23 protein-coding genes and 3 tRNA genes are annotated in these 24353 nt (G+C 37.9%); 18 read left to right on the top strand and 8 right to left on the bottom strand.

What is annotated here, in order from left to right; all coding sequences use genetic code 11:
• Positions 1 to 50: 50 nt before the first annotated feature.
• The 4 genes from BFJ97_RS22755 to BFJ97_RS22740 all read left to right on the top strand — a co-directional run bounded on the left by BFJ97_RS22755 (position 51) and on the right by BFJ97_RS22740 (position 3906).
• Positions 51 to 127, top strand: a tRNA-Asn gene (locus BFJ97_RS22755).
• A 9-nt stretch (positions 128 to 136) separates the two neighbouring features.
• A tRNA-Ser gene (locus BFJ97_RS22750) sits at positions 137 to 227 on the top strand.
• Between the two features lie 2 nt (positions 228 to 229).
• A tRNA-Glu gene (locus BFJ97_RS22745) sits at positions 230 to 301 on the top strand.
• 812 nt (positions 302 to 1113) lie between these two features.
• Positions 1114 to 3906 carry an S-layer homology domain-containing protein gene (locus BFJ97_RS22740; protein ID WP_068986891.1) on the top strand — a complete coding sequence of 931 codons (2793 nt, stop codon included), beginning with the start codon at positions 1114 to 1116 and terminating at the stop codon, positions 3904 to 3906.
• 113 nt (positions 3907 to 4019) lie between these two features.
• On the opposite strand, the gene BFJ97_RS22735 is transcribed toward BFJ97_RS22740, so the two are convergent.
• Complete coding sequence (locus BFJ97_RS22735; protein ID WP_068986890.1) at positions 4020 to 4658, bottom strand: NAD(P)-dependent oxidoreductase; 639 nt, start codon at positions 4656 to 4658, stop codon at positions 4020 to 4022.
• Between the two features lie 312 nt (positions 4659 to 4970).
• Between BFJ97_RS22735 and dpaL the strand changes: the two genes are divergently transcribed.
• The 4 genes from dpaL (at position 4971) to BFJ97_RS22715 (ending at position 8610) form a co-directional block, all read left to right on the top strand.
• On the top strand, positions 4971 to 6182 hold the full coding sequence (dpaL, locus tag BFJ97_RS22730) for a diaminopropionate ammonia-lyase (RefSeq protein WP_068986889.1): 1212 nt from the start codon (positions 4971 to 4973) through the stop codon (positions 6180 to 6182).
• 150 nt (positions 6183 to 6332) lie between these two features.
• The gene (locus BFJ97_RS22725; RefSeq protein ID WP_068986888.1) at positions 6333 to 7094 is read left to right on the top strand and encodes a MerR family transcriptional regulator; all 762 of its coding nucleotides are present in this window, start codon (positions 6333 to 6335) and stop codon (positions 7092 to 7094) included.
• A gap of 91 nt (positions 7095 to 7185) precedes the next feature.
• Complete coding sequence (locus BFJ97_RS22720; RefSeq protein WP_068986887.1) at positions 7186 to 7635, top strand: TraR/DksA C4-type zinc finger protein; 450 nt, start codon at positions 7186 to 7188, stop codon at positions 7633 to 7635.
• A gap of 48 nt (positions 7636 to 7683) precedes the next feature.
• Positions 7684 to 8610 carry a dipeptidase gene (locus BFJ97_RS22715; protein WP_068986886.1) on the top strand — a complete coding sequence of 309 codons (927 nt, stop codon included), beginning with the start codon at positions 7684 to 7686 and terminating at the stop codon, positions 8608 to 8610.
• Positions 8611 to 8637: 27 nt separating this feature from the next.
• On the opposite strand, the gene BFJ97_RS22710 is transcribed toward BFJ97_RS22715, so the two are convergent.
• Positions 8638 to 9558, bottom strand: a complete 921-nt coding sequence (locus BFJ97_RS22710; protein WP_068986885.1) for a 1,4-dihydroxy-2-naphthoate polyprenyltransferase — start codon at positions 9556 to 9558, stop codon at positions 8638 to 8640.
• A gap of 325 nt (positions 9559 to 9883) precedes the next feature.
• Between BFJ97_RS22710 and BFJ97_RS22705 the strand changes: the two genes are divergently transcribed.
• The 7 genes from BFJ97_RS22705 to BFJ97_RS22675 all read left to right on the top strand — a co-directional run bounded on the left by BFJ97_RS22705 (position 9884) and on the right by BFJ97_RS22675 (position 18597).
• Positions 9884 to 11269 carry an isochorismate synthase gene (locus tag BFJ97_RS22705; RefSeq protein ID WP_068986884.1) on the top strand — a complete coding sequence of 462 codons (1386 nt, stop codon included), beginning with the start codon at positions 9884 to 9886 and terminating at the stop codon, positions 11267 to 11269.
• Entirely contained in the window at positions 11262 to 12986 is a 1725-nt protein-coding gene (gene menD, locus BFJ97_RS22700; protein ID WP_068986883.1) for a 2-succinyl-5-enolpyruvyl-6-hydroxy-3-cyclohexene-1-carboxylic-acid synthase, read from the top strand. Before BFJ97_RS22705 ends, menD begins: the two co-directional genes overlap by 8 nt.
• A complete protein-coding gene (menH, locus tag BFJ97_RS22695) occupies positions 12974 to 13807 on the top strand; it encodes a 2-succinyl-6-hydroxy-2,4-cyclohexadiene-1-carboxylate synthase (RefSeq protein ID WP_068986882.1) in 834 nt (277 codons plus the stop codon). Before menD ends, menH begins: the two co-directional genes overlap by 13 nt.
• A 159-nt stretch (positions 13808 to 13966) precedes the next feature.
• On the top strand, positions 13967 to 14785 hold the full coding sequence (menB, locus tag BFJ97_RS22690) for a 1,4-dihydroxy-2-naphthoyl-CoA synthase (RefSeq protein ID WP_068986881.1): 819 nt from the start codon (positions 13967 to 13969) through the stop codon (positions 14783 to 14785).
• Between the two features lie 76 nt (positions 14786 to 14861).
• Positions 14862 to 15134, top strand: coding sequence for a hypothetical protein (locus BFJ97_RS22685; RefSeq protein ID WP_068986880.1), 273 nt, complete (start codon positions 14862 to 14864; stop codon positions 15132 to 15134).
• Between the two features lie 52 nt (positions 15135 to 15186).
• Positions 15187 to 16611, top strand: coding sequence for an o-succinylbenzoate--CoA ligase (locus BFJ97_RS22680; protein ID WP_068986879.1), 1425 nt, complete (start codon positions 15187 to 15189; stop codon positions 16609 to 16611).
• Between the two features lie 825 nt (positions 16612 to 17436).
• Positions 17437 to 18597 carry a transglutaminase domain-containing protein gene (locus BFJ97_RS22675; RefSeq protein WP_068986878.1) on the top strand — a complete coding sequence of 387 codons (1161 nt, stop codon included), beginning with the start codon at positions 17437 to 17439 and terminating at the stop codon, positions 18595 to 18597.
• Positions 18598 to 18601: 4 nt separating this feature from the next.
• Here BFJ97_RS22675 and BFJ97_RS22670 read toward each other — a convergent pair whose 3' ends face one another.
• From BFJ97_RS22670 to ytzI, 4 genes are all read right to left on the bottom strand, one after another.
• Positions 18602 to 19612, bottom strand: a complete 1011-nt coding sequence (locus tag BFJ97_RS22670; protein WP_068986877.1) for a metal ABC transporter solute-binding protein, Zn/Mn family — start codon at positions 19610 to 19612, stop codon at positions 18602 to 18604.
• A gap of 108 nt (positions 19613 to 19720) precedes the next feature.
• Positions 19721 to 19954, bottom strand: a complete 234-nt coding sequence (gene yidD / locus BFJ97_RS23900) for a membrane protein insertion efficiency factor YidD (protein ID WP_083227137.1) — start codon at positions 19952 to 19954, stop codon at positions 19721 to 19723.
• Positions 19951 to 20112: a hypothetical protein gene (locus BFJ97_RS24970; RefSeq protein WP_175401849.1), complete on the bottom strand. Its 162-nt coding sequence runs from the start codon at positions 20110 to 20112 to the stop codon at positions 19951 to 19953. The genes yidD and BFJ97_RS24970 overlap by 4 nt, the downstream gene beginning before the upstream one ends.
• Before the next feature lie 70 nt (positions 20113 to 20182).
• Positions 20183 to 20329, bottom strand: coding sequence for a YtzI protein (gene ytzI / locus BFJ97_RS24435; RefSeq protein WP_139114503.1), 147 nt, complete (start codon positions 20327 to 20329; stop codon positions 20183 to 20185).
• A 136-nt stretch (positions 20330 to 20465) separates the two neighbouring features.
• On the opposite strand from ytzI, the gene BFJ97_RS22665 reads away from it, so the two are divergent.
• The 3 genes from BFJ97_RS22665 to BFJ97_RS22655 all read left to right on the top strand — a co-directional run bounded on the left by BFJ97_RS22665 (position 20466) and on the right by BFJ97_RS22655 (position 22592).
• Entirely contained in the window at positions 20466 to 20783 is a 318-nt protein-coding gene (locus tag BFJ97_RS22665) for a transposase (RefSeq protein WP_068986876.1), read from the top strand.
• Positions 20784 to 21364: 581 nt separating this feature from the next.
• Positions 21365 to 21832: an NUDIX domain-containing protein gene (locus BFJ97_RS22660; protein ID WP_068986875.1), complete on the top strand. Its 468-nt coding sequence runs from the start codon at positions 21365 to 21367 to the stop codon at positions 21830 to 21832.
• A complete protein-coding gene (locus BFJ97_RS22655; protein WP_068986874.1) occupies positions 21816 to 22592 on the top strand; it encodes an alpha/beta hydrolase family protein in 777 nt (258 codons plus the stop codon). Before BFJ97_RS22660 ends, BFJ97_RS22655 begins: the two co-directional genes overlap by 17 nt.
• Positions 22593 to 22773: 181 nt before the next feature.
• Here the strand turns inward: BFJ97_RS22655 and BFJ97_RS22650 are convergent, their stop codons facing one another.
• On the bottom strand, positions 22774 to 23730 hold the full coding sequence (locus BFJ97_RS22650) for an alpha/beta hydrolase (protein WP_068986873.1): 957 nt from the start codon (positions 23728 to 23730) through the stop codon (positions 22774 to 22776).
• A gap of 137 nt (positions 23731 to 23867) precedes the next feature.
• Positions 23868 to 24353: hypothetical protein (locus BFJ97_RS24965; RefSeq protein WP_175401848.1), on the bottom strand; the 486-nt coding region annotated here is incomplete at its 5' end.

Here is a 24353-nt window from a genome sequence, read left to right as displayed (position 1 = left end):
CCTGATAAGCGTGAGGTCGATGGTTCGAGTCCATTTAGGCCCACCATTATTCCGAAGTAGCTCAGTTGGTAGTAGCACCTGACTGTTAATCAGGTTGTCGCAGGTTCGAGTCCTGCCTTCGGAGCCATTTTTTTGTGGGGAAGTACTCAAGAGGCTGAAGAGGCGCCCCTGCTAAGGGTGTAGGTCGGGTAACCGGCGCGAGGGTTCAAATCCCTCCTTCTCCGCCATTGGCCCGTTGGTCAAGTGGTTAAGACACCGCCCTTTCACGGCGGTAACACGGGTTCGAATCCCGTACGGGTCATACTAAAAAGCAGTAGATGTAATTTACATCTACTGCTTTTTCATTGTTAAGAGAAACTATAGGTTTTTTTCCTGTGGATAACCTTAAGCCTAGTCGTCGTCTAGGCTTAAGCGCTAATCCTGTAGGTCGCTTTGATCCATCGGGCAAAAGTGGTGTAGCGTTTACTTTTGCTTCGGGCTCTCCAGCGCTTTAGCGCATTTGTTTTTTATGATTCTTTGTTGTTCCATAAACGCATCATTTGCTGTTTCCCCAGTCACTTTCTAGGCCAGTTATTAAATTGTGTACGGCTCCATTCAATTACTTCCTCCGATATCTTATCAAAATTGTTTTTCTATGGGCAGAATTCACGTAGTAATCTATTCACATTGGCATTCCTCTAACACTTGAAAATAGCTAAATTCTTTAAACGATCTGTTGTTGCGGTTTAGATAGCACCTTTTGGTAGTTGTTCATGTAGGGGAGGTGAATAGCACGCTCAAGTCTTCGTTAAGCAATGTGGATAAAAATTCCTACATACCAACATATCATTCGTTCAATAAATGTTGCTATATAACCTTTTGCTTTATCCTAATAAGACTACTAAAAAACATTTCTGATCATCCTCGTCACTATCAATATAAGTAGTCAATAAAAATTGTGCAATTTCATATAAAAAATGGACAAACAAACTAAATGTAACTTAACTTTGCTAATTTCATCATTTATTACACAAATAATCCATGGTAAATGACGATAATATTGGTATAATCTTTGGAATATATCTATCTTTCTTTTATAATGGAGATGAATAGAATTCGTAGGGGGTTATAAAAGTGAAAAAAAAGCAAAGTAAATGGATTGTAAGTACAGCATCTGCTGCATTGGTTGCCGCAGCTATTGTACCTACTGCAAGTGCAGCAAACTTTACAGATATTGCAAAAAGTGACCACAAAGAGGCCATTTTAGCATTAGCAGATGCAAAAATTATAGGTGGATATCCAGACGGCTCATTTAAGCCAAACGCGGTCCTTACTAAAGGAAATGTAACGAAATTTTTAGGGAAATGGCTTGTATCTGAAAACTTCCAAGTGCCAGCAGATTACAATAAAAAAGTACGTTTTACGGACTTGCCTACATCTACAAAAGATAAAGAATTACTACAATATGCAGCGCTTATAAATGATACTGGTATTTACAAAGGTACTAATAACAAGTTATTACCTTCCGAAAAAATCTCACGTGAACAAATGGCGTCTATCTTAGTACGTGCGATTGAAACAGTTTACGATATCGATTTAATTGCGATGTATAAAAAAGAAAACTATAAATCTTCTATTATAGATTTAAAATCAGCTTTACCAGAAAATCGAGAAGCTATTATTGCATTAGAATACGCAAAGATTACAAATGTAAAGACATTTAATCCGAAAAATACATTAACACGTGGTCAATTTGCGTCATTTTTACATCGTTCAATGATGAATATCAATGAAATGATCAAAAAACCTGAAGTGCCATTACTTATCCAAACAGTTAAAGTTGTCGATGCAACTACACTACAGGTAACATTAACAGATGGGTCAAGTCACAAGGTTACATTAGCAACGCCGCTTATTGAAAATGTGGAAACTAAAGTGGATTTCAAAATTAATAACAAACCATATTCCGCTGTTGTTACATATGAAGTCAATGAGCTAAAAGTACAATCAGTTGAGGGAATCAATGCTTCACAGATTAAAGTAGTTTTCAACCAAGCAATTGATCCAAACTCTGTGTTAAAAGCAGATGGGAAATTACAAGATAATATTGTAGCTTTCTCTAATGTGGATACTTTAAAAGCACTAACAGTTGTGAAAACAGAAATCAGTGCTGATAAAAAATCAATCATCTTTACAATGAATGAGCCACTAAAAGGTACACATCGTTATGTGTTAAATAACATTAAATCTGAAAAGGGCACAATGCTTACTAAAGTAGATGCGAATTTCGTCATTGCTGGGGATACACAAGCGCCTACTATTATAGGGACAACGCAAGGAAACAATTCTTCCATCGTTAAAGTGCAGTTTTCTGAGCCAATGGCAGCATTTCCTAATGAACGCATTCAATTTACATTACCAAATGGTACAAAGGTAGCGAATGTAGTAGGCAGCATTGAGCAAAACAAAACGGAAGCAACATTTGACTTATCAGCAGCAACTGTAAATGGTAGTTATTTATCACCTGGTACAGATGTGCAGATTACATTCGTAGCGGCAACAGATTTATCAGGAAACATAATTTCACCGAACCCTTCTACTGTAACAGTGAAAAAGGGAAATAAGGATGGTATTGCACCAACATTATCTTCAGTTACACAAACTGGACCAAATACGTTCCAGCTATTGTTCTCAGAGGAGATTCAACAACTTTATCCATACGATCTTTCAATTAAAAGTGGTCAAACTTTTATTTCTGTGAACAAAGTAGAGAAAGACCCTAAAAATGGTCGTTTATTTAATGTTACCGTTGATCCAAAAAATTCACTTCAAGGAATTACAACGATCGGGACAGCTTCTAGCCGTGTGATTACCGACTTATCAGGTGAAACGGCAACATTCTCAACAGTGTATAACTTTATAAAAGATGATAAAGCGCCTGTCTTAATGAATTCTGAAATTGTTTACGAGGATAATGTAGAATATTTACAATTGACTTTCGATAAGCCAGTACAGTTAGGAGCTTACGCAAAAGCATCATTTACAGGGAGCTATATGAATAACCACATTTTGTATGAGTTATCAAGAGGGCCTCAAAGTGATATGCATATCGTAAAGGATCAACCTACAAAATTACGTGTTAAAGTAGCAGGTCTGCTAGGCCCTTATGATTTAAAGGGAGCTTCTTATGATGGCAAACTAACTTTATTTAATGTTACAAATTCATATGGTGTGCCGATCAATGAAGTGCAAAATGTAAAATTTACACGTAATGGTGATTTAAATATTAATGGAAATAAACTTACATTATTGCCGAACAATCCAATTCAAACATCGGCAACAGAATATTCTATAAAAGATAATAATGTTGTTTATTTAAATTTCAATTATCCTGTTGATGCAGCACTTGCTCAAAACGTTCAAAATTATACGATTGATAATGCTCAGGTAGAAAGTGCAGTGGTAGAGGCATCCAATTTAAATCGTATTAAGCTCACATTGAAAAAAGATTCGAATTATTTTAATGGCATACGTAATCTAACGATTAGAGGCTTAAGAGCAGCTAACTCTATGGAATCATTCGATGAGGTGCGAACAACAGTTAATCTTAAAGAAAATATTGCACCAAAGATTGTGAATGTGAATGTGAGCAATTCACAAACATTAGAGCTTGTTTTCAGTGAGCCAGTCATAAACGTTAATAGTATGGACTTTGATGTTAATGTGAATGGTTATTCGGTAGCAGCAAGTACCTATAGTTCCTATTCACAAGGAAATGACAAAGTGTTAGTTACAATACCACAGAGTGGCTATTTATTTGAAAATGGTAGAACTGTTACGATTCAAGCTTCACCTCGTAATGCTATTATGGATTCCAATGGGAATAAGTTAGATTTCACTTCACAAACAATTACAGTACAAAAATAAATAACAGGGATTTAACGAGAATTTCCTAAGACGTAATGTTTGTGAAATCCTCAGTATAAAAAATAGCATGCTAGATGTATGATCAGCATGCTATTTTCTTATGTGATTTTATATTAATGGGAGATAAACGGTGCTTTGTGTATGTACTGGGGGTTATTTATATGATCAATGATAAAGGTAGCTATATCTTGATTCGTAATTTTTGTACCAGGCATATCAATAAGGTTTTCCTTAATTTGATATGATTTCAAGCTATCTTTTACAAATGGCAATCTAATTAGTGTCCATTCGATCTGTTTACTATTTAATAGAAATTCCCATTCTGATTTTTTATCCTGCATCATTTTTGGAAGGAAAACTTCAAACATCTTTGCCCCAAAGCGATTTAATATACTTTTTTTATCATTATTAATTGTTAGAGAGCCACCAGAAACACCTATATATCGATTAATGTTTAATTCATTCATCACAGCAAAAATAGTTTTCGTTACTTTACTATATATTTGTTCTCCTTTAGTTGGTTGACCAAATGTATTAATGACGATTTTACAATCTTTAAGAAGCTCTCGGATACTATCTATATCTTGTACTTGGCCTTTCACTATTTCAATTTTCTCATTTGTATACAGTAATCTTTCCGGACTTCTAACAAGCATCCGAACATGGTATCCTTTCTGTATTGCATGAGTTGCTATATGTCTTCCTACTTTCCCTGTTCCTCCAATTATAGCTATCTTATAAGGGCTATCCATAATATACCTCCTACTAAGCGTAATAGTAGATATACCAACAAACCTTAAAAAAGGTTTCACATTTCCCTATTTTTTACTAAGTTATGTAAAATCGGTCTCGCTACTGAGAATCTGAGATGACATGTATTAAAATGTATGCCATGGCTATAAGATGATTGGATGAAGGCTGACCTCCCCTAGAAAGTGCCCGGTCGGAACGGAAATCAACCCTATGCTAGAGTGATGAGCTTACTATCGATATGTATGGTAATTTTTGTGTTTAGCGATTCTATAAGCTAAAATAATGATAGAACAAAAACTAGGGGGATATGGATGGGGAAATTATTATGGGCTAATAATCAACAATATTTGTTGGAGAAGAACGTCGAACAAGTCTTACCTTTTCTACGTGATTTTTCACAGGAACAAGTAAAGCGTGTTAGTAGATTTCAGCGTACATATGCGAAATTTGAAAGAACACCTTTACGAAGCTTAGATGCTTTTGCTTTGTTAGTTGGAGTACAAAGTATTTTTGTAAAAGATGAATCTTATCGATTTGACTTAAATGCATTCAAAGTATTAGGGGGTGTTTATGCAATTGGGCAATACGTTGCCAAAAAGTTAGGTAAGAGTATTGATGAGCTATCGTTTGAGCGACTAAAATCACCAGAAATAAAGGAGCGGCTAGGGGACTTAACATTTATTTCAACGACAGATGGCAATCATGGTCGTGGAGTGGCTTGGGCTGCTAGAGAGCTTGGTTTGCAAGCGCGCATTTATATGCCTGCTGGAAGTGCGGCGGAGCGCCTGCAAAATATTAAAAATGAAGGTGCATATGCTGAAATAACGACAATGAATTATGATGATACAGTTCGTTATACTTCTCAGCTTGCAAAAGAAAATGGCTGGGTCGTTATTCAGGATACGATGTGGGAAGGCTATGAGGAAATTCCTTTATGGATTATGCAAGGCTATACAACGCTAATAAAAGAAGTCGTTGAGGAGTTGGAAAAGGCACCTACCCATGTATTTTTACAAGCTGGGGTTGGATCTTTTGCAGGGGCAGTTGTAGCTTTCTTAGAACAATATTATGAGCAAGAGATAACATTTGTCTTAGTTGAGCCTGATGTAGCGAATTGCTATTATGAGAGCTTTAAAGCAGGTACTGAGCAGTTTGTAACAGTTGGCGGAGAGATGCAAACAATTATGGCAGGGCTTGCTTGTGGTGAGCCGAATCCACTAGCTTGGGAACTTTTAAAGACTTATACGAAGGTGAGTATCTGCTGTGATGAAGAAGTTGCTGCGACTGGTATGCGTATTCTAGGTCATCCATTAGCAACAGATCAACGAATTATTGCTGGAGAATCAGGAGCTGCCCCAGTTGGATGTTTTTATGAATTGATGACGAACAGGCAATATACAGAACTGAAAGAGACATTACAATTAGATGAAAATTCTCGGGTATTATTTATCAATACTGAAGGTGACACAGATGTAGAAAACTACAGAAATATTGTGTGGCACGGAAAGTATGCGAAAAATTAATACTAGAAAAGCAAACTAGCATGAACATGAAAAGGCTAGTTTGCTTTTTTTCATTTGTAATGAACAAAAATGAATTTAGAATTGCATTATTTTCTGTTGACCTTAACGTTGCGTAAAGGTTTACAGTAGCATTAGTGGAGGTGAGAAAGTGTGGAATATACAATCCAAGAGCTTGCTCAGTTATCAGGGGTTAGCACAAGAACCCTGCGTTATTACGATGAAATTGGATTACTGAAGCCAGCAAGAACCAATGAAGCAGGCTACCGATTTTATGGACAGTTTGAGGTTGATATGCTCCAGCAAATTTTATTTTATAGAGCATTAGATATGAAGCTAGCAACAATTCAGGAAATTATTCAAGCACCTGATTTTCAACATACAGAGGCACTCAAGACTCATCGTACTGCTTTACTGCAGCGCAAGGAGCAGCTTGAAAAGATATTACAAACAGTGGAAAAAACAATTCAATCGATTGAGGAGGAACAACCAATGACAAATGAAGAGAAATTTAATGGCTTTAAAGAGAAGCTAATCGAAGAAAATGAAAAGCAATATGGTCAAGAGATTCGTTCAAAATATGGAAATCAAACGGTTGATGCATCGAATGCTAAGTTCAGAAATATGACAGAGGAACAGTATGAGGCAATGCAGCAGCTAGAACAGCAATTATTTGCTCGTTTAAAAGAAGCGATGGAAATCGGCGATACCAAAAATGATGTGGCAATGGAGGTAGCGGAGCTTCATAAGCGTTGGCTAAGCTTTTCATGGTCACAATATTCTAAAGAGGCACATGCTGGTATAGCACAGATGTATATTGCAGATGAACGATTTACAGCTTATTATGACGAGCGTATTTCTCCGGGAGCCACAACATTTTTGCATGATGCTATAATCAATTTCGCTTTGGTGTAATTATACGAAAAAAATAAGTGATTCCTCCTTATGCTTTAATGTTTTAGAAATATTAATTTAGGAAAAAATGAAGCATGAGGAGGAGATTTTTTTGAACCCACAAGTAATGGAAAAATTAAAACAGCAATTAGAGCAGGAACTACAGGAAATAGAAAATCAACTTGAGGAATCAGAGCGTCCACAAGCGACAGAGCTATCTAATTATGATAATCATCCGGCTGACAATGCGAGTGATTTAACGGATCAGCTAACGGAAATGGCAATTGATGAGCACCGTGGTGACAATGCTGAGGAAATAAAGCGCGCACTGCAAGCAATGGCGGACGGTACATATGGCAAATGCGCTATATGTGGTGAAGAGATTCCGATTGGTCGCTTAGAAGCTATGCCGAAAGCTTTGACATGTGTGGAGCATGCAGAACAAAGAGAAGACGGTTTAAGACCGGTGGAAGAAGACGTGTTGTCTTCAACACCAAGATCGGATGATTTCATAGAGCTTGAGGAATTTGGCTCTTCCGATACACCTCAAGATAAAAGTTAGTAAGCATTTCCTCTCACAAGCAGTATAATAGCTGTATGAGGTGAGAATATGGAAATAATTGATTTACACTGTGATGCACTATTGAAATTAAGCACTTTAGAAACAGCAAAATTTGAGGATGATTTACGGTTGCATGCCAATCGAGGAAGATTACATCTAGGGCAAGTAAAGGCACAAGTATTTGCTATTTTTATCGATCCTAACATTCCACAAAGTATGCAGTTTTTAGAGGCAATGCGCCAAATTGAAGCTTTTCATACACATGTATTACAAACTGAGGGAATGGTGCATATTACTAATTGGTCACAATTAGATACTTTAGCTCCACATGAAATTGGAGCCATCTTAAGCTTAGAAGGCTGTGGCCCAATCGCTGACGATTTAGCAAAGCTTTCCGTTATATTAGACGCGGGTGTGAAGCTTGTTGGACTTACATGGAATGAAGAAAATGCTGTAGCCCACGGTGCTGAACAGGATGCAAGTCTTGGCTTAAAACCATTTGGTAAAGAAGTTGTAAACTTGCTAAATGAACGAGATATTATTATTGATGTTGCTCATTTAAATGAACAGAGCTTTTGGGATGTGTTGCCACTAGCGAAGCATATAATTGCGAGCCATAGTAATGCACGGGCAATTTGTGATCATCCAAGAAATTTAACGGATGCTCAGGCAAAAGCACTCGTAGAGCATGGAGGGCATATTCATGTCGTTTACTACCCGACTTTTATCAGTGATGATGCTACGTTGGATGATTTAGTTGCACATGTGAAGCATCTAGCGAAATTAGTAGGAGTAGAGCATCTGGGTCTAGGTTCAGACTTTGACGGGATAGATGCTACTGTAAATGGATTGGCACACGCTGGAGAGGCGCAAAATTTACTAGAGGCATTACGTGAGCATTTTTCAGTCGAAGAGGTTCGTGGTATAGCAAGTAATAATTTTCGACGCTATGTAAAAAATGTAGCAACCCGTTAAGGCTGCTACATTTTTTACTGGTGTATCTTAATAACAGAAATATTGAATTAATAAACCTATTCCTAAGAGGAAGCCGAAGAATGTATTTGTTTGCGCTGTAAATTTCATCGCAGGCATCACTTCCTTGGCTTCTTTTTTATCGCGGAAAATTTGAATCGCACGAAGTGGCTTTGGAACACTTAAGAAAATGAGTAAAGCCCAAAAAGTAATACCATCAATTGCTACAAGAGCGATTACCCATAAGTACGAAACAACAAAAAAGCCAGAAAGCACAGAAATGGCATTATCACGCCCCACTAAAATAGCAAGTGTTTTTCGACCACCCTCTGTATCACCAACGATATCACGAATATTATTGGACAGCATGATGGCACCAACTAAAATCATACTTGGTACTGAAAGTAAAACAGCATCAAGTGTCACAGTAAGTGTTTGAATATAAAAGGCGATTAAGATAATACCCATTCCCATAACAGCACCAGATACAAGCTCTCCAAATGGTGAATAAGCTATAGGGTATGGTCCTCCCGTATATAAAAAACCAATAAGCATACAAACAAGCCCGACTGCAGCAAGCCACCAAGAAGTAGAGGCACATATGTATATGCCAAGTAGCATAGCGATTGCATAAAAGCTTAAGGCAATGATCATAATTGTTTTTGGTTGGACACCGTGACGCACAATGGTTCCGCCGATACCGACAGAATGTTCATTATCTAATCCTAGCTTGTAATCGTAATATTCATTGAACATATTCGTTGCTGCTTGAATAAGCATACTTGCAATGAGCATAGCAAAAAATAGTCCAAAATCAATTGTTTGTTTTTCAATTGCTAGGGCAATTGCTGTTCCTAAAAATACAGGAACGAATGAAGCGGTTAAAGTATGTGGACGTGTTAAATGCCACCAAACTTTAAAACCCCTATCAGCTTCAATGACTTTGGTCATAAGGTCTTTCTCTCCTTCGAATGTTGTGGACTCTTCTTATTTTATACGAAGAATGAGAAATTGGGTAGGTTCACAGCTTATTACATACAGTTCAGTAAAAAAAATGATACAATAGAACATGCATTTATGAACTGGAAACAACAATTAGGAAAATCGCAACAGTACGAAGAATAGGCTGTCAAACAAACAATGACCGCTATTTTAACAAAGAAATATGATGTGGTGAAAATATAATCGCTCACTTCATTAAGTAAAGTCTCGGTCAATATGTATTTGAACCGTGGCATTGCTCATTATATACATTGCAACAACGGAGGTAATTTTCATGCAACAGAAGTGGTACCAAGCCACAGAGGTAGAAGTGGACTCTTTGGGCCAAAGCCTTCATTTTTATATGGAAACAATTGAAGTAAGTCGCTTATCGGCGCTTGCATTTTATGCAGCGGGCGAAGAGCGTTATAAAGGTGAACGATTTTATTGGCAAAATAGAGAAAAAACAATGACATTAGTAGGGCTAGGACATGCCCATACGATTCAAAATAACGCCAAAAATGATCGCTTTGATGCAGTTGAAGCAGAATGGAAAAGTTTAACGAAAAACTGTGTAAAGGATCAAAGCGAGCTACAGCCAATTTTATTTGGCGGTTTTACATTTGATCCACAAAATAATGTAGCTGGGGAATGGACGGACTTTCCAGAGGCTTATTTTGCGCTTGCAACTTATCAGCTTGTCATACGTGATGACAAAGCGTATGTAAGCCTTCATCTTATTACAAAAGATCAGCAGGCAGAGGCTCGATTTGAAGCGCTACGAAAAGAGCGGGATCATTTAATTCATGCTGCCCAGGTAAAAGAAGTGAAAACGTATTCAAAGCCTGAAATTACAAGTTATTTTGAGCCGTATAAGGAGCCATATTTAGCTTCCATTGACCAAGTGACAGCATTAATTAAACAGAAAAAGGCAGATAAAGTTGTAATTGCCCGGTCACTCGCATTGCAATTTAATGAGCAAGTATCTTCACCGCAAGTACTTTCACAAATCATACATGAACAGCCAGAGAGCTATTTATTTGGCTTAGAGCGTCAAGAATTATTGTTCTTCGGTGCATCCCCTGAACGTCTTGTGAAAGTAGAAGATGGACGTGCCTTTTCATCTTGTGTTGCGGGCTCTATTAAACGTGGTAAGACGGCTGAAGAAGATGAAAACTATGGACAAAGCTTATTGAATGATCCGAAAAATGGTGGGGAACATCAATATGTAGTCGATATGATTGCGGAAACATTCCGTAAAAATTGTCTTGAGATGACAATACCAGATAGCCCTCGATTACTAAAAATTAGAGATATACAACATCTATATACACCTGTTGAAGGTCAATTAAATAGTGACGCGACGATTTTACAACTGACAAAATCATTGCATCCTACACCTGCTTTAGGTGGTGTACCGAGAAACGAGGCAATGGCAGCTATACGTAAATACGAGCCTATGAATCGTGGACTTTACGCTGCTCCAATCGGTTGGGTAGATGCTGAAGGTAACGGCGAATTTGCAGTAGCCATTCGCTCGGCTGCTTTACTTAAGGATAAAGCTTATTTATATGCTGGTGGCGGTATTGTAGCAGATTCAGAGCCACATTCTGAATATGAGGAAACATTAGTGAAATTCCGTCCGATGCTTCGTGCGCTAGGAGGACAATTACATGAGTGAACGGAAAATTTTAACGGACTATGTTTATAAAATGGTAGCATCATTAGTGCAAGCTGGAGTAGAGAATGTTGTTGTTAGCCCAGGCTCACGTTCGACCCCATTAGCTTATGCATTTGCTTCAACGAAACAGCTCCAGTTGTATCGTCAAGTTGATGAGCGTTCGGCAGCTTTTTTTGCGCTAGGAATTGCAAAGGCTACAGCGAAACCAGTTGTACTTTTATGTACATCAGGAACAGCAGCAGCAAACTATTTTCCTGCCATTGTTGAGGCATACTATGCTCGTGTACCGTTAATTGTGATTACAGCGGATCGTCCACATGAATTGCGACAGGTGGGTGCACCACAAGCTATTGATCAGCCTAATTTATATGGTAAACATGTCAAATGGAGCGTAGATTTCCCGTTGGCAGATGATGCAGCACCAACATTGCCGTTTATCGAGCGCCATATTGCACGTGCAGTAGCGATTGCAATGAGCGCACCATTTGGACCAGTACATATTAATGTACCGTTCCGAGAACCTTTGTTGATTGATTTTCGAGAAGAGCTCCCAGAAGCAACATTTAAGCATAATCGTATAGCTCAGTTAATGCCTTCAACGGCCACTCAACAGGAGCTATCAGAGATTTTAAGCGCAACCAAAAGAGGCTTTGTTATTATTGGTGAGCTAGCACTTGGTACAGATTTAACAATTATGTGGGAGTTTGTTCGCCAATTAAAATGGCCTGTCATTGTCGAGAGTTTATCGAATATGCGGGCATCTGTCCCAGAGGATTGTCTGCCATATATTATCACAACGTATGATGCAATTATGAAGAGTGAGGATTTTAAAGCATTAGTTGAACCTGATACGGTACTACGTTTAGGCGCACAGCCTGTTTCTAAATTTATTATGCAGTTTATAACTAAATCTCAGCCTGATGCTTATATTATTGTCGATGAAGATCCGATGTTCCGTGATTCTACAAGTGTGTCTACTCATTTTATTCACGCAAGCATTGGTGAGTGGCTCACTCAATTAGAAATCTCTAAATCAGCACTAGAGGCAGAATATTTAGCTGAGTGGCAAGATGCTAATGATATAGCTTTGGAATATATTGAACATTATTCTGACGCTGCAATCGATGAAGGAGCAATGGTAAGTCGATTACTGAACATGATTCCGAATGGCAGTGATATTTTTGTTAGTAGCAGTATGCCAGTGCGTGATATTGATACGTTTTTAATGGCGACATCGAAGGATATTCGTATTGTAGCGAATCGTGGAACGAATGGTATCGATGGCGTCGTCTCAACTGCAATGGGCTTCAGTCAAGGAAATAACCGTGAAACCTACTTGCTTATTGGCGATTTAGCATTTTTACATGATGTCAACGGTCTTATTGCTTCAAGATACCAGGAATGCAACCTGACAATCATTGTTATGAATAATGATGGCGGCGGTATTTTCTCTTATTTACCTCAATCCACAGTTGAGGCACATTATGAAGATTTATTTGGCACACCAACTGCACTCGAGTTCAGAGATATTGCCAATATGTACGCTATGGACTATATTCGCGTAGACGACATTTCAGAGCTATCAGAGAAGTTTACTACAATAAAAAAACGACCATTGCGCTTATTCGAAATTTTCACAGATAGAGAGGAAAATGTTTATGCGCATCGGGCATTATGGAATCGCATTAATGCGGGATTAAAAGCATGGCAAAGTTAATGATTCGAGGGCTGGAAACGTACGTAGAAATCTGGAATGAAGAAGCACAGCAAACGCTCGTTGCATTGCATGGTTTTACAGGTAGTACGGCTACATGGCGAAATTTAGCGGAAGCAATACCGAATGTAAGAGTGATTGCAATTGATTTAATTGGACATGGTCGAACGGCTATACCTCAGCTAATTAGTCGCTTCTCTATGCAAGAACAAATCCAAGATGTAGAGGAAGTTTGTTGTCAGCTACAGTTAAAGAAATTTACGTTGTTAGGCTATTCTATGGGGGGAAGAATTGCATTATCGTATGCAATCTCTTACCCAGAAAGTGTGGATAAGCTAATTTTAGAAAGTGCTTCTCCAGGTTTACGAACTTTAGAGGAACGTTCTGAACGTTGTGAGAAGGATAACGCTTTAGCTGAAAAAATAGTACGTAACGGTTTATTATCATTTGTCAACGTATGGGAGAATATTCCGATGTTTGAATCACAAAAACGTTTACCTCGCAGTATTCAAGAAGCTATTCGTGCAGAAAGAATTTCTCAGAAGAAGGAAGGCCTGGCTGGTAGCTTACGAGGCATTGGGACAGGCGTCCAGCCTTCAAATTGGTTGTCATTAACTAAGTTAGAATGTCCTGTGCTTTTAATAACAGGCTCATTAGATGAAAAATTTTGTAAAATAGCACTAGAAATGAAAGCGTTATTAAAAATTGTTAAGCATAAGACAGTAAATGACGCTGGACATGCAATTCATGTGGAAAATCCCGCTGAGTTTGCTACAATAGTAGAGGAGTATTTAACTTCTTTCAACACCAATGAAAGAAGTTAAAGCCTCCGGCGGATGTCATGGAATCGGAAAGGAATTCTTTGTGATTGCACAAAGCCGATTCCAGACGCAATTATGCCGAGGCATAATTGATCGTAATAAAATTTTACGTTACCGCCTCGGTTCTGAACGAGACGAATATATTTATTAGGAGGCAATTCAATGACACGTCAATGGACTACTTTACATACTTACGAAGATATTAAGTATGAGTTCTATAACGGTATCGCAAAAATTACGATTAACCGTCCAGAAGTGCGCAACGCATTCCGACCAAAAACGGTAATGGAAATGATCGATGCTTTTTCACGTGCACGTGATGACAAAAATGTTGGGGTTATCATTTTAACTGGTGAAGGTGAACATGCCTTCTGTTCAGGTGGGGACCAAAAAGTACGCGGTCATGGCGGCTACGTTGGTGAAGATGAAATCCCACGTCTAAACGTTCTTGATTTACAACGTTTAATCCGTGTTATTCCAAAACCAGTAGTAGCGATGGTTGCTGGCTATGCAATCGGTGGAGGACACGTATTACATGTTGTCTGTGACCTAACAATTGCTGCTGACAATGCACGTTTTGGACAAACTGGACCAAAAGTTGGTTCATTCGATGCTGGTTATGGCTCAGGCTATCTTGCACGTATCATTGGACATAAAAAGGCACGTGAAATTTGGTACCTTTGCCGTCAATATGATGCACAGCAAGCACTTGATATGGGATTAGTTAACACAGTTGTTCCTTACGAGCAACTTGAAGATGAAACTGTACAATGGTGTGAAGAAATGCTAGAAATGTCTCCAACTGCTTTACGCTTCTTAAAAGCAGCGATGAATGCAGATACAGACGGTTTAGCAGGCCTTCAACAAATGGCTGGCGACGCTACTCTTCTTTATTACACAACAGATGAAGCTAAAGAAGGTCGTGACGCATTTAAAGAAAAACGTCAACCAGATTTCGGTCAATTCCCAAGATTTCCTTGATTATTGGGAGCGAAAAGCTCGTATCTTTTTGGAGATACGAGCTTTTTGTATATCTAAAGGGGCGCGACGGATAGACTTGCTAGAGCGACGGAAAAGTTACGGTTTAGTGGCGGAAAGCGGTGCGTTAGCGGCGGAAAGTGGTGCGTTAGCGGCGGAAAGTGGTGTGTTAGCGGCGGAAAGTGGTGCGTTAGCGGCGGAACCTGGTACGTTAGCGGCGGAACCTGGTACGTTAGCGGCGGAACCCGGTACATTAGCGGCGGAACACCGTGTCAGAGCACTAAATAGACATGTCAAAGTAACGGATTACCTCATCAAAGCAATGGACATATTTCCTCAAACTAACGAATAGACGGATGATGCGATGAAACGTTAAGATTAAGGTTGATCGGAGGGAAAACGAGATGTATCCAAATTGGATTTTACAGCGAGCGTATTTAACACCATTACGAAACGGTTTAACATATAACGGGCAAACTTGGACATTTCAAGAATTAAATGATTTGTCTTTAAAGCGTGCGCGTCAACTAACTACATTAGGAATTAAGCAAGGAGACCGGATTGCTATAATGGGGCCGAGCAAGCCTGCACTTGTCATCATGATGTATGCATGTATGCATTTACAATGTGAAATGGTCATGCTAAATCGGAGGCTATCACAGGCTGAAATTGCCTATCAATTAGAGGATTCAGAAGTAGTGACAGTAGTAATTGCAGATGAGGATGTAGAAAAACTACCGTCGCAAACTACGCATCACTTATTTTCAACTATTGAAGAAAGTTCGGAGACGACGATAGATGTTGCAAAGGAATGGTCTTTACATCAAACAACATCAATTATGTATACATCTGGTACGACTGGCTTCCCAAAAGGGGTTCGTCAAACGGTTGGCAATCATCAGGCAAGTGCAACGTCCTCTGTTCTTAATTTAGGTTTGCAGGCTGATGACGCTTGGTTATGTGCAGTACCACTTTTTCATATTAGTGGCTTTTCTATATTAGTACGCTCTCTATTGTACGGTAATAAAGTGAATTTATATAATCATTTTGATGTAGAAGCCATTTCCGAAAATATAGTCAATGGTGATGTTACACATATGTCAGTAGTCGCTGTTACATTGGAAAGAATTCTACATACACTTGAACAGAAAAATGCACAAGCCTCACCGAAATTTAAAATGATGCTAGCAGGCGGAGGACCTGTGCCAGTAGATTATTTAAAAAGAGCTCATGCATTAAATTTAGCTGTAGCTCAAACGTACGGTATGACTGAAACTTCATCACAAACGGCAACATTAGCAAACGAAGATGCGATGCAAAAAATAGGTTCAGCAGGAAAACCATTGTTTTTTAACCAAATTCGCATTGCTGAGCCGAATGCCAATGGTGAGGGAGAGATTTGTATACGTGGTCCACATGTAACGCCAGGATATATTGGCCGTTTTGCCCAAAAAGAAGCGATGATTGATGGTTGGCTCCATACTGGGGATATTGGCTATATAGACGGAGATGGTTATTTGTTTGTTTTGGATCGTCGTGCTGATTTAATTATTTCAGGTGGCGAAAATATTTACCCTGCTGAAATTGAAAATGTGTTACTTACACATTATGCTGTCCAGGAAGCGGGAGTATGTGGTATCGAAGATGATGAGTGGGGACAAGTGCCGATTGCCTTTGTTGTATTAAAAGAACAAGTACAGGTAGAACAAATACAAGCATTTTGTCAACAGAAGCTTGCTAAATATAAAATGCCAAAAGAAATTATTATTACGGACAAGCTCCCTCGTAACGGTGCTAATAAGTTACTTCGTAGAAAATTAATGAAGTAATGTTGCGGTGCTTCACTTTCACACGGACAAAACCTTCTTGTTGCTGCCGCTTTGCTATCGCACAAAAAACATCTGCTGAAGTTTCATTTATCACTATAAATTTAGCGATATGCTAAGTGAATTGGTTGATTGAGTGACTGACTGGGTGCTCCAGGAAAGTGCCCAGTCGGAACGGAAATCAGCAACTCATTTTGCCGGAGTACCATACTTTAATTTCATTGAAAAAATAATTTTTTTCAACACTATGAAAGAAGCCTTCATGATAAGAGGGCTTCTTTCAGTTTATAGATAAACATTATTTTGTTTGCATAAAGCATTTAATTGGTAGACACGCTACTTAACATTTCGTGGGAAGCGTAGAAGCTGTCTTGTTTTCCTATATAGGTAGATTTACTTTGTACAAAAAAAACACCTATTATAATTTTATCTGGTTTTTTCTGGTGTTTAATCATAACCATAATGGAATTTTGGTTTCAGCTTACCGACTCATCTTTTGAAGAGGAACAGTTGATTTTTACGGAGAGAGTGGCGACTCCTGCGGGATAAGCTTGCGCTGAAAGCCCCGCAGGAACGTAGTGACGAGGAGATTGAAGCCAAGCCCGCGGAAAGCGTCCACTCGGAGTGAAAATCAACCTTTGTTTATGGATACAAATTAATTTATTTTTATTCTTTTGTCGATCAGTTGAAAGAAGCCTTCATAATAAGATGGCTTCTTTTATACGTTTGGAGAGTCTTTTTTAGCAAACTTTTAGAATTAAATTAATCATTCATTAACATAATAAAAAATGGAAGGCATAAACTAGTTAGTAAAGGAGAATGACTCATATGAGAAAATATATATATAATGTTGTCATTATATTATTTGTTTTACAAATGAGTCATGTGCAAGTATTCGCAAACTATGAACAAAAGAATATTGCAACAGCAAATTCAATAGAAACACTACAAAATCTAATTGAAAAACAAGTTATGCAATTGTCTACTGAATTTGACATTCATTACACTGGTGATACGTCGGAAATAAAAGATGAACTATCAGAGCTTATTAAACATGCTATTCAAGATCCTTATATTTACGCCAATATTTCAAGTTTTAAATGGAAATATGATGGATATGCCAATAATATTGTCATTAAATTTCAATTTACTTATCATATTTCACAAGCAGAGGAGGCATTTGTAGAACAGACTTTGGCGAATATTATTGCATCTATGCATGGATTAAGTGATCTGCAGAAACTACAGGCTGCACATGATTTTATTGTCCTATCCGCTGAATATTCAAAGGAAACCGAAGGAAGTCAATATTCTCCCTACACATTGCTTACGGAAAACAAGGGAGTCTGTCAGGCATATGCTTTAGTGCTTTATCGGATGTTAGAGATGCTAGGCTTTGAGGTACAATACGTTCCAGGAAAAGTAGGTGAACAGCTACATGCCTGGGTTTTAGTAAAGCTTGATAATGAATGGTATCATATCGATGTTACATGGGATGATCCTTTGCCAGATCGTAAAGGTGAAGTACGTTATAATTACTTTTTAGTTTCGGATCGCCAATTAGCGCAGGATCACTCTTGGGACTATGCGAGCTTCCCCACTGCAACAAGCGAAGCCTATATAGATTTTCATAGAACTAGTAAGGTTGAAGTTCTTACAAAACCAATATTGGATAGTTATTTTACTTTTGATGAAAGACTGTCTAATTTAAGTAAAAATAAACTAATCGTAAAACAATTAATAGAACAACCTACACAGCTTATAATAGGAAATCAAAGCGATAACTCTGTTCAGTTACATCTAAATAAATGGGAACCGATCATTTTAGAAAGTAAAGTAGTACAAATAAAGGCTGAGCAAAAGAAACATGATTTGGTAAAAATGAAAAAGAGGCTAATAAGTATTTATAGAACGGAAAAACGAATGCCACAAGAAAAATACGTCATAATAAAGGAGGTGTCCCAAACGATTGTCGGGGCACCTCCTTAGTCATTTATTTGTGGGAGTTTAATGCAGTATCTAAAGTTTGAATATTTTTCTTCATTAGCGTAAAGTATGTTTCATTATTTTTTTCATCATCCGTTGTTAAAACGCTTAAATTATGCAAGACAAGCGAATCTGCCCCAACTTCTTTTTGGATGACCTCGGCTAACTTAGAAGAAACATTTTGCTCGAATAAAATGTAATGTATATGCAAATCATTTGCTTTATCAACAATCTTAGTTAGTTCCTTTTGAGAAGGTTCAGTTTGTGAGTTTAAACCTGCTATTGGTATTTGCTTTAAGCCGTATTGACCTGCGATATAGCCAAATGCTGCATGTGATACGAAGAATGTCTTCTCTTGCGCTTTATCAGCCATTACTTTAAATTCGTTGTCTAAATCTTGAAGTTCTTTTACTAATGCTTCGTAGTTAGCTGTAAATGTAGCTTCTTGTTCCGGCATTTTTTCAACTAGCGTGTTTTTAATGGAAAGTGCTAAGTCTTGACTAATAATAGGTGATAACCAAACATGTGGATCTATATTTCCATGATCATGATCGTCATGTCCGTCTTCGTCTTCACCGTGGCTATGCTCTTCTGTAGTAGCATGGTCATCTTCATCATCGTGTATATGACCAGTGCTGACAGCTAATTTTTCATCTGAAACCTGATCTGCAGTTGCAACCATTGTTACATCTTCATTAGCTAGAGTTTTTTTTGCATTTTCAACAAAGCCCTCTAGTCCTAAACCAATATAGAAAAATATATCAGCGTCTGCTAGTTTCATCATATCTTTTTGTGTTGGCTCAAATGTGTGTTCATTGGCGCCAGCAGGGTAAATGGAAGAAACCTCTACAAAATCGCCACCAATTCGTTGTGCAAAATAACTTAACGGATATACAGTTGTGTAAATTGTTAATTTATCCTTTTTCTCTGACTGTTTAGATGTTGATGTTTTATCTCCACAGGCAGCAGTGAATAAGGCAAGAACTGCAACTAAACATAACAAAAATAATTTTTTCATTTTATAGCATACCTCTTTCAAATAGTAATCGTTACGATTTGGTTATTAGAACAGTTTCTATAATAACGTACATCTGAAAAAAGTACAAGAAAAAATGACCCTCGAAAATTAATTCTTTTTCGAAGGCCATTTTTCGGGTACAGGATCAAAGCCGCCAGGATGAAATGGTTGGCATTTTGATATGCGCTTAATCGTTAAATAGAATCCTTTAATGGCACCGTGTTTTTGAAAAGCTTCTAGCCCATAAGAGGAGCATGTAGGGTAGAAGCGGCAGGATGGTGGCGTCATAGGTGAAATAAATTTTCTGTAAAACTTAATGAGCCATATAAAGGGATATTTCATATGTGTTTATCCTTTTGTTGAGGATTGACCTGTTCAGGCTTAGCATCGATAGTCTGTGTAAAGAAATTGCTTTTTTTCTTCAAAAGGACAATGACAGAAACGCCAAACATAAGCATCATCATTGCAATCATAATTATTATTGGTAATGGTACGCCCATTGTGTTCACTCCAAATTCTATTTGTTAATAATATTATAAAAGAATTCCTTTAAAAAATGTACAAATTGAACTAGTCTTCATCTGGATGAAAGCTTTGCTTAGGTTTTTCATCAACAGTATGTTTAAAGGCATATGCGCGATTGACACTAATAATAGTAGCGACTGTTATTAAAATAACGATAATCGCTGCTACAATTAAAAGCGTGATTAAACTCATGGCATTCCCTCCGTTCCTTAATCATCATATCTATTATAAATTAGATAATCTTACTTAGTTGTGAAGGAAGTTTGACATTCCAGCGAATAAAACGTCACTTTTACCTCCATACTATGGAAAAAGGAGGTTTGTAGAGATGGAGCGTCATCGTGTATATTTTTCACTTGCCAATAGAACGTATTATACAAATCCATATGCAGGACCGTGGAACTTTGAACTCAATATAGATCGCCAAGCGTTAGATGTCTTTGAAAAGATTTTTCAGCAAATGCAGCTGTTAGAAATTTCAAATGCATGGCGTGCACAGTTACCGTATATACAGTATCACTTAGATAGGGAAAATGATGAAATTGATTTGCGATTAAAAAAAATCTATGCACTCGTCCATGAGTATGGGGATGATGATACGAAAGCATTTGTGGAACAACTTCCTTATTTCAATAAACGTGTTTAAGATTGGGGGTCACTGAAAAACTTCAGCGACCCTAATTTGTATAAACTTTTAATGCACGCTAAAATTGAAAACTATGATGATTGCAATGTCTATTATTAAATAGAAAGAGTTTTATATACCGAGAGTTTATTTCTTTTGAATGTTATTTTCTAATACTAGTGTTAAAGAGTGGGGAAAGGCGCTACACGATCTGTAAAAATTGTAGATTTCTTTAAAACCAAAAGCATAAATAAAATATTAACTAGGCAAATAAGATTTTAGCAAAAAATACTCCTAATACCACTTTATTTAAGCTATAGTCTATAGTAAAAATAAATGGATCTCAAAGGACTGTTGAAGGAGCGTGAGTACATGGAATTTGGAACATTACAGAAACTTTCCTTTGGTCTGTCAAACTGCTAAATTTTTATATACTACTCTATCCACTTTATTAGAGCAGTGAATATAGGAGGTAAATCCTTTTAAGGCCAATACTGACATAGATTTTTATCTATGTGCTGAAGAATGCTATTATTTCTTAGTAATAGATTTAACTTATGTATGAAATAATGCTTTTGCAATATAAAAAGGAGTTGAAGAGCATGTTCTCATTTACAGATTTAAATGGTTTACGAGTGGATTTAAGCTTTACAAGGGGGCAACTTGAGGTTGAGCCTAAGCATGTACTTGTTTTTTTAAAACATAAAAATAAGTGGTTATGTACGATTCATAAACGCCGTGGTGTAGAGGTTCCAGGTGGAAAGCAAGAACCTGGAGAAACATTAGAGCAGGCAGCAGTTAGGGAAGTATTTGAGGAAACTGGTGTTCATGTGAAAAATCTTAAATGGTTTGCAGAATACGCAGTTCATGAGGACATCTTATTTTGTAAAACGGTCTTTACCGCACAATTTGCAGGGCAAGAGGACATAGAATTTGATTTAGAAACGTCAGGCATGCTTTGGTTAACAGATGAAGAATTTGCTCAGCATCCTAACTTGAGTTTTCATATGAAGGATGAAGGTATGAAGAAAATGCTGGAGGAGTTGAAACGTCGTGACAAACAATGGTGATATCGTAAAAAAGCGTGCCTATCCTTCGCCGAATCCAGCTATTCGTTTAACCGAAATTACTTATATGTCACAGGGGCTACGTGTGAAGGGATTATTAGCAGAGCCTAAGGCAGAAGGTACATATGATGGTTTTTTATATTTACGTGGAGGTATGCAAAGCATTGGTATGGTGAGACCTTCGCGTGTCGCACAGTTTGCAGCACAAGGCTTTATCGTTTTCGCTCCATATTACCGTGGCAATCGAGGTGGAGAAGGTCGAGATGAGTTTGCTGGAGGGGATCGTTATGACGCTGTATACGCAGTGGACGTACTAAAACAGTTTTGTAATGATAATATCCATATCTTTGGCTTTTCGCGTGGTGGCATTATGGCACTGTGGACAGCCATATTACGTAGAGATATCACCTCTGTTGTGACATGGGCAGGAGTATCGGATGCAACAGCTACATATTGGGAGCGGACAGATATGCGCCGTATGATGAAGCGGGTTATTGGAGGGACACCTAATCGTGTACCAGAGGCTTATGATGCTCGAACACCACTATTTGAGGTAGAGCACATTACAGCTCCCGTACTTATCATTCATGGCTACCGTGATGAAAATGTAGATATTGAACATGCAAGACAGTTAGAATTTTATTTAAAGGATGCTGATAAAACATATGAGACATGGTATGATAGCCGCTACGCTCATCAGTATCCACCGGCAAAAAATCGAGCAACTGTACATGCACTTTGCGAATGGATGAAACGACAATAAGGTATTCAAGCTGTCTTTCCATTTAACGATTCTAATGTAGAAACTCTTTGGAATCAAAAAGATATTAACTCGGGGTAGACCTCGGAATTGCTCGGGTCAGTGGGAAAACTGCTCGGGTAGGACAAAGAACCGCTCAGGTGCTTTGGGAAGACACCTGAGCGGTAGCAAAAATTAAGGATATTTACTCTATATATTTTGCTAAAAAGTTATTAATAGTTTCCCAATAAGTATCTCCAGCAACACTTTCAGCATTACCATGTCCAGCACCTTCAACTATAAATTTCTCCTTCGGTACATTGGCAGCCTCAAATACTTCATTTAGCATATCAGAGGGAACAAATGTATCATTACTTCCATGAATGAATAGCATAGGTGTTTTCGATTTTGCTACTTGCTTGACGGTATCTGCTTCACCAAGCGTAAAGTCAGCTCTTAACTTTGTGACAATTGAAGAAAAATGCATAATAGGAAATTCAGGTAAATTAAAGAGTGCTTTCAATTGATAGGAGAATTCATCCCAAACTGAAGAATAACCACAATCCTCAATAATAGCCTTAACATTGTCAGGTAGATCTTCTCCTGAGGCCATCATCACTGTAGCACCACCCATGGAAACACCATACAAAACAATTTCAGCGTTTTTATCAGAACTGATAATATTATTAATCCAAGAGACTACATCAAGTCGATCATGCCAGCCCATACCAATATAGTCGCCGTCACTTTTTCCATGAGCCCTTGCATCAGGTACGAGAACGTTGTAGCCTGTATCATAAAAATGCTTAGCGTACTTTGTCATTTGTGAGCCATCAGATGAATATCCATGGAAAATAATTGTCCATTTATTTGTTTCGTTTGTATTTTTAAGCGTATAGGCATGTAATTTCAAATCGTCGAAAGACGGTATATAAGATTCCTCATAATTCTCTTTAAACCACTTCTCACTCTCTTCTTTTTCTTTAGCATCCTTAGGACTAACAGCAATAGAATTGTGCGGAGCATTAAACACTTCTGATTTATCAATATTAGGATTTAAGGCGAAGTTATAAAAATAATTCCCTGCAAAAAATCCAACCCCAACAAACAATACTAATAGAAGACTGACAATGGTAATAATCACTTTATATTTTTTTTTCATATGTATCCTCCTAAAACTACTATTATGAATTATACACAAAGTTACTAATATGAAAAGTAGACTTTTCAAAATAAGGGGATATAAAAAAGGGAACTACTTGAATCGTTCCCTTTGAATGTTGTCGAAATGTGAATAATTTAGTGTGGCTCTTCGGCAAAAATGAGAGATTGATTTCCGCTCCGACTGGGCGCTTTGTTGCTGTCACTTCGCTTTCGCACAGATAAAACATTGTTGCTGTCGCTTCGCTTTCGCACAGATAAAACATTGTTGCTGCCGCTTCGCTTTCGCGCAGATAAAACATTTGCCGCTGCCGCTTCGCTTTCGCGCAGATAAAACATTTGCCGCTGCCGCTTCACTTTCGCGCAGATAAAACATTTGTTGCTGCCGCTTCGCTTTCGCGCAGATAAAACATTTGCCGCTGCCGCTTCACTTTCGCGCAGATAAAACATTTGCCGCTGCCGCTTCACTTTCGCGCAGATAAAACATTTGTTGCTGACGCTTCGCTTTCGCACAGATAAAACATTTGTTGCTGTCGCTTCGCTTTCGCACAGATAAAACATTTGTTGCTGTCGCTTCGCTTTCGCACAGATAAAACATTTGTTGCTGTCGCTTCGCTTTCGCAC

This window comes from Lysinibacillus xylanilyticus, from assembly GCF_001708185.1.
Taxonomy (GTDB): domain Bacteria; phylum Bacillota; class Bacilli; order Bacillales_A; family Planococcaceae; genus Lysinibacillus; species Lysinibacillus xylanilyticus_A.
Note: the sequence above shows the minus strand (reverse complement) of the source record. Positions and strands in the feature narration are given on the sequence as shown.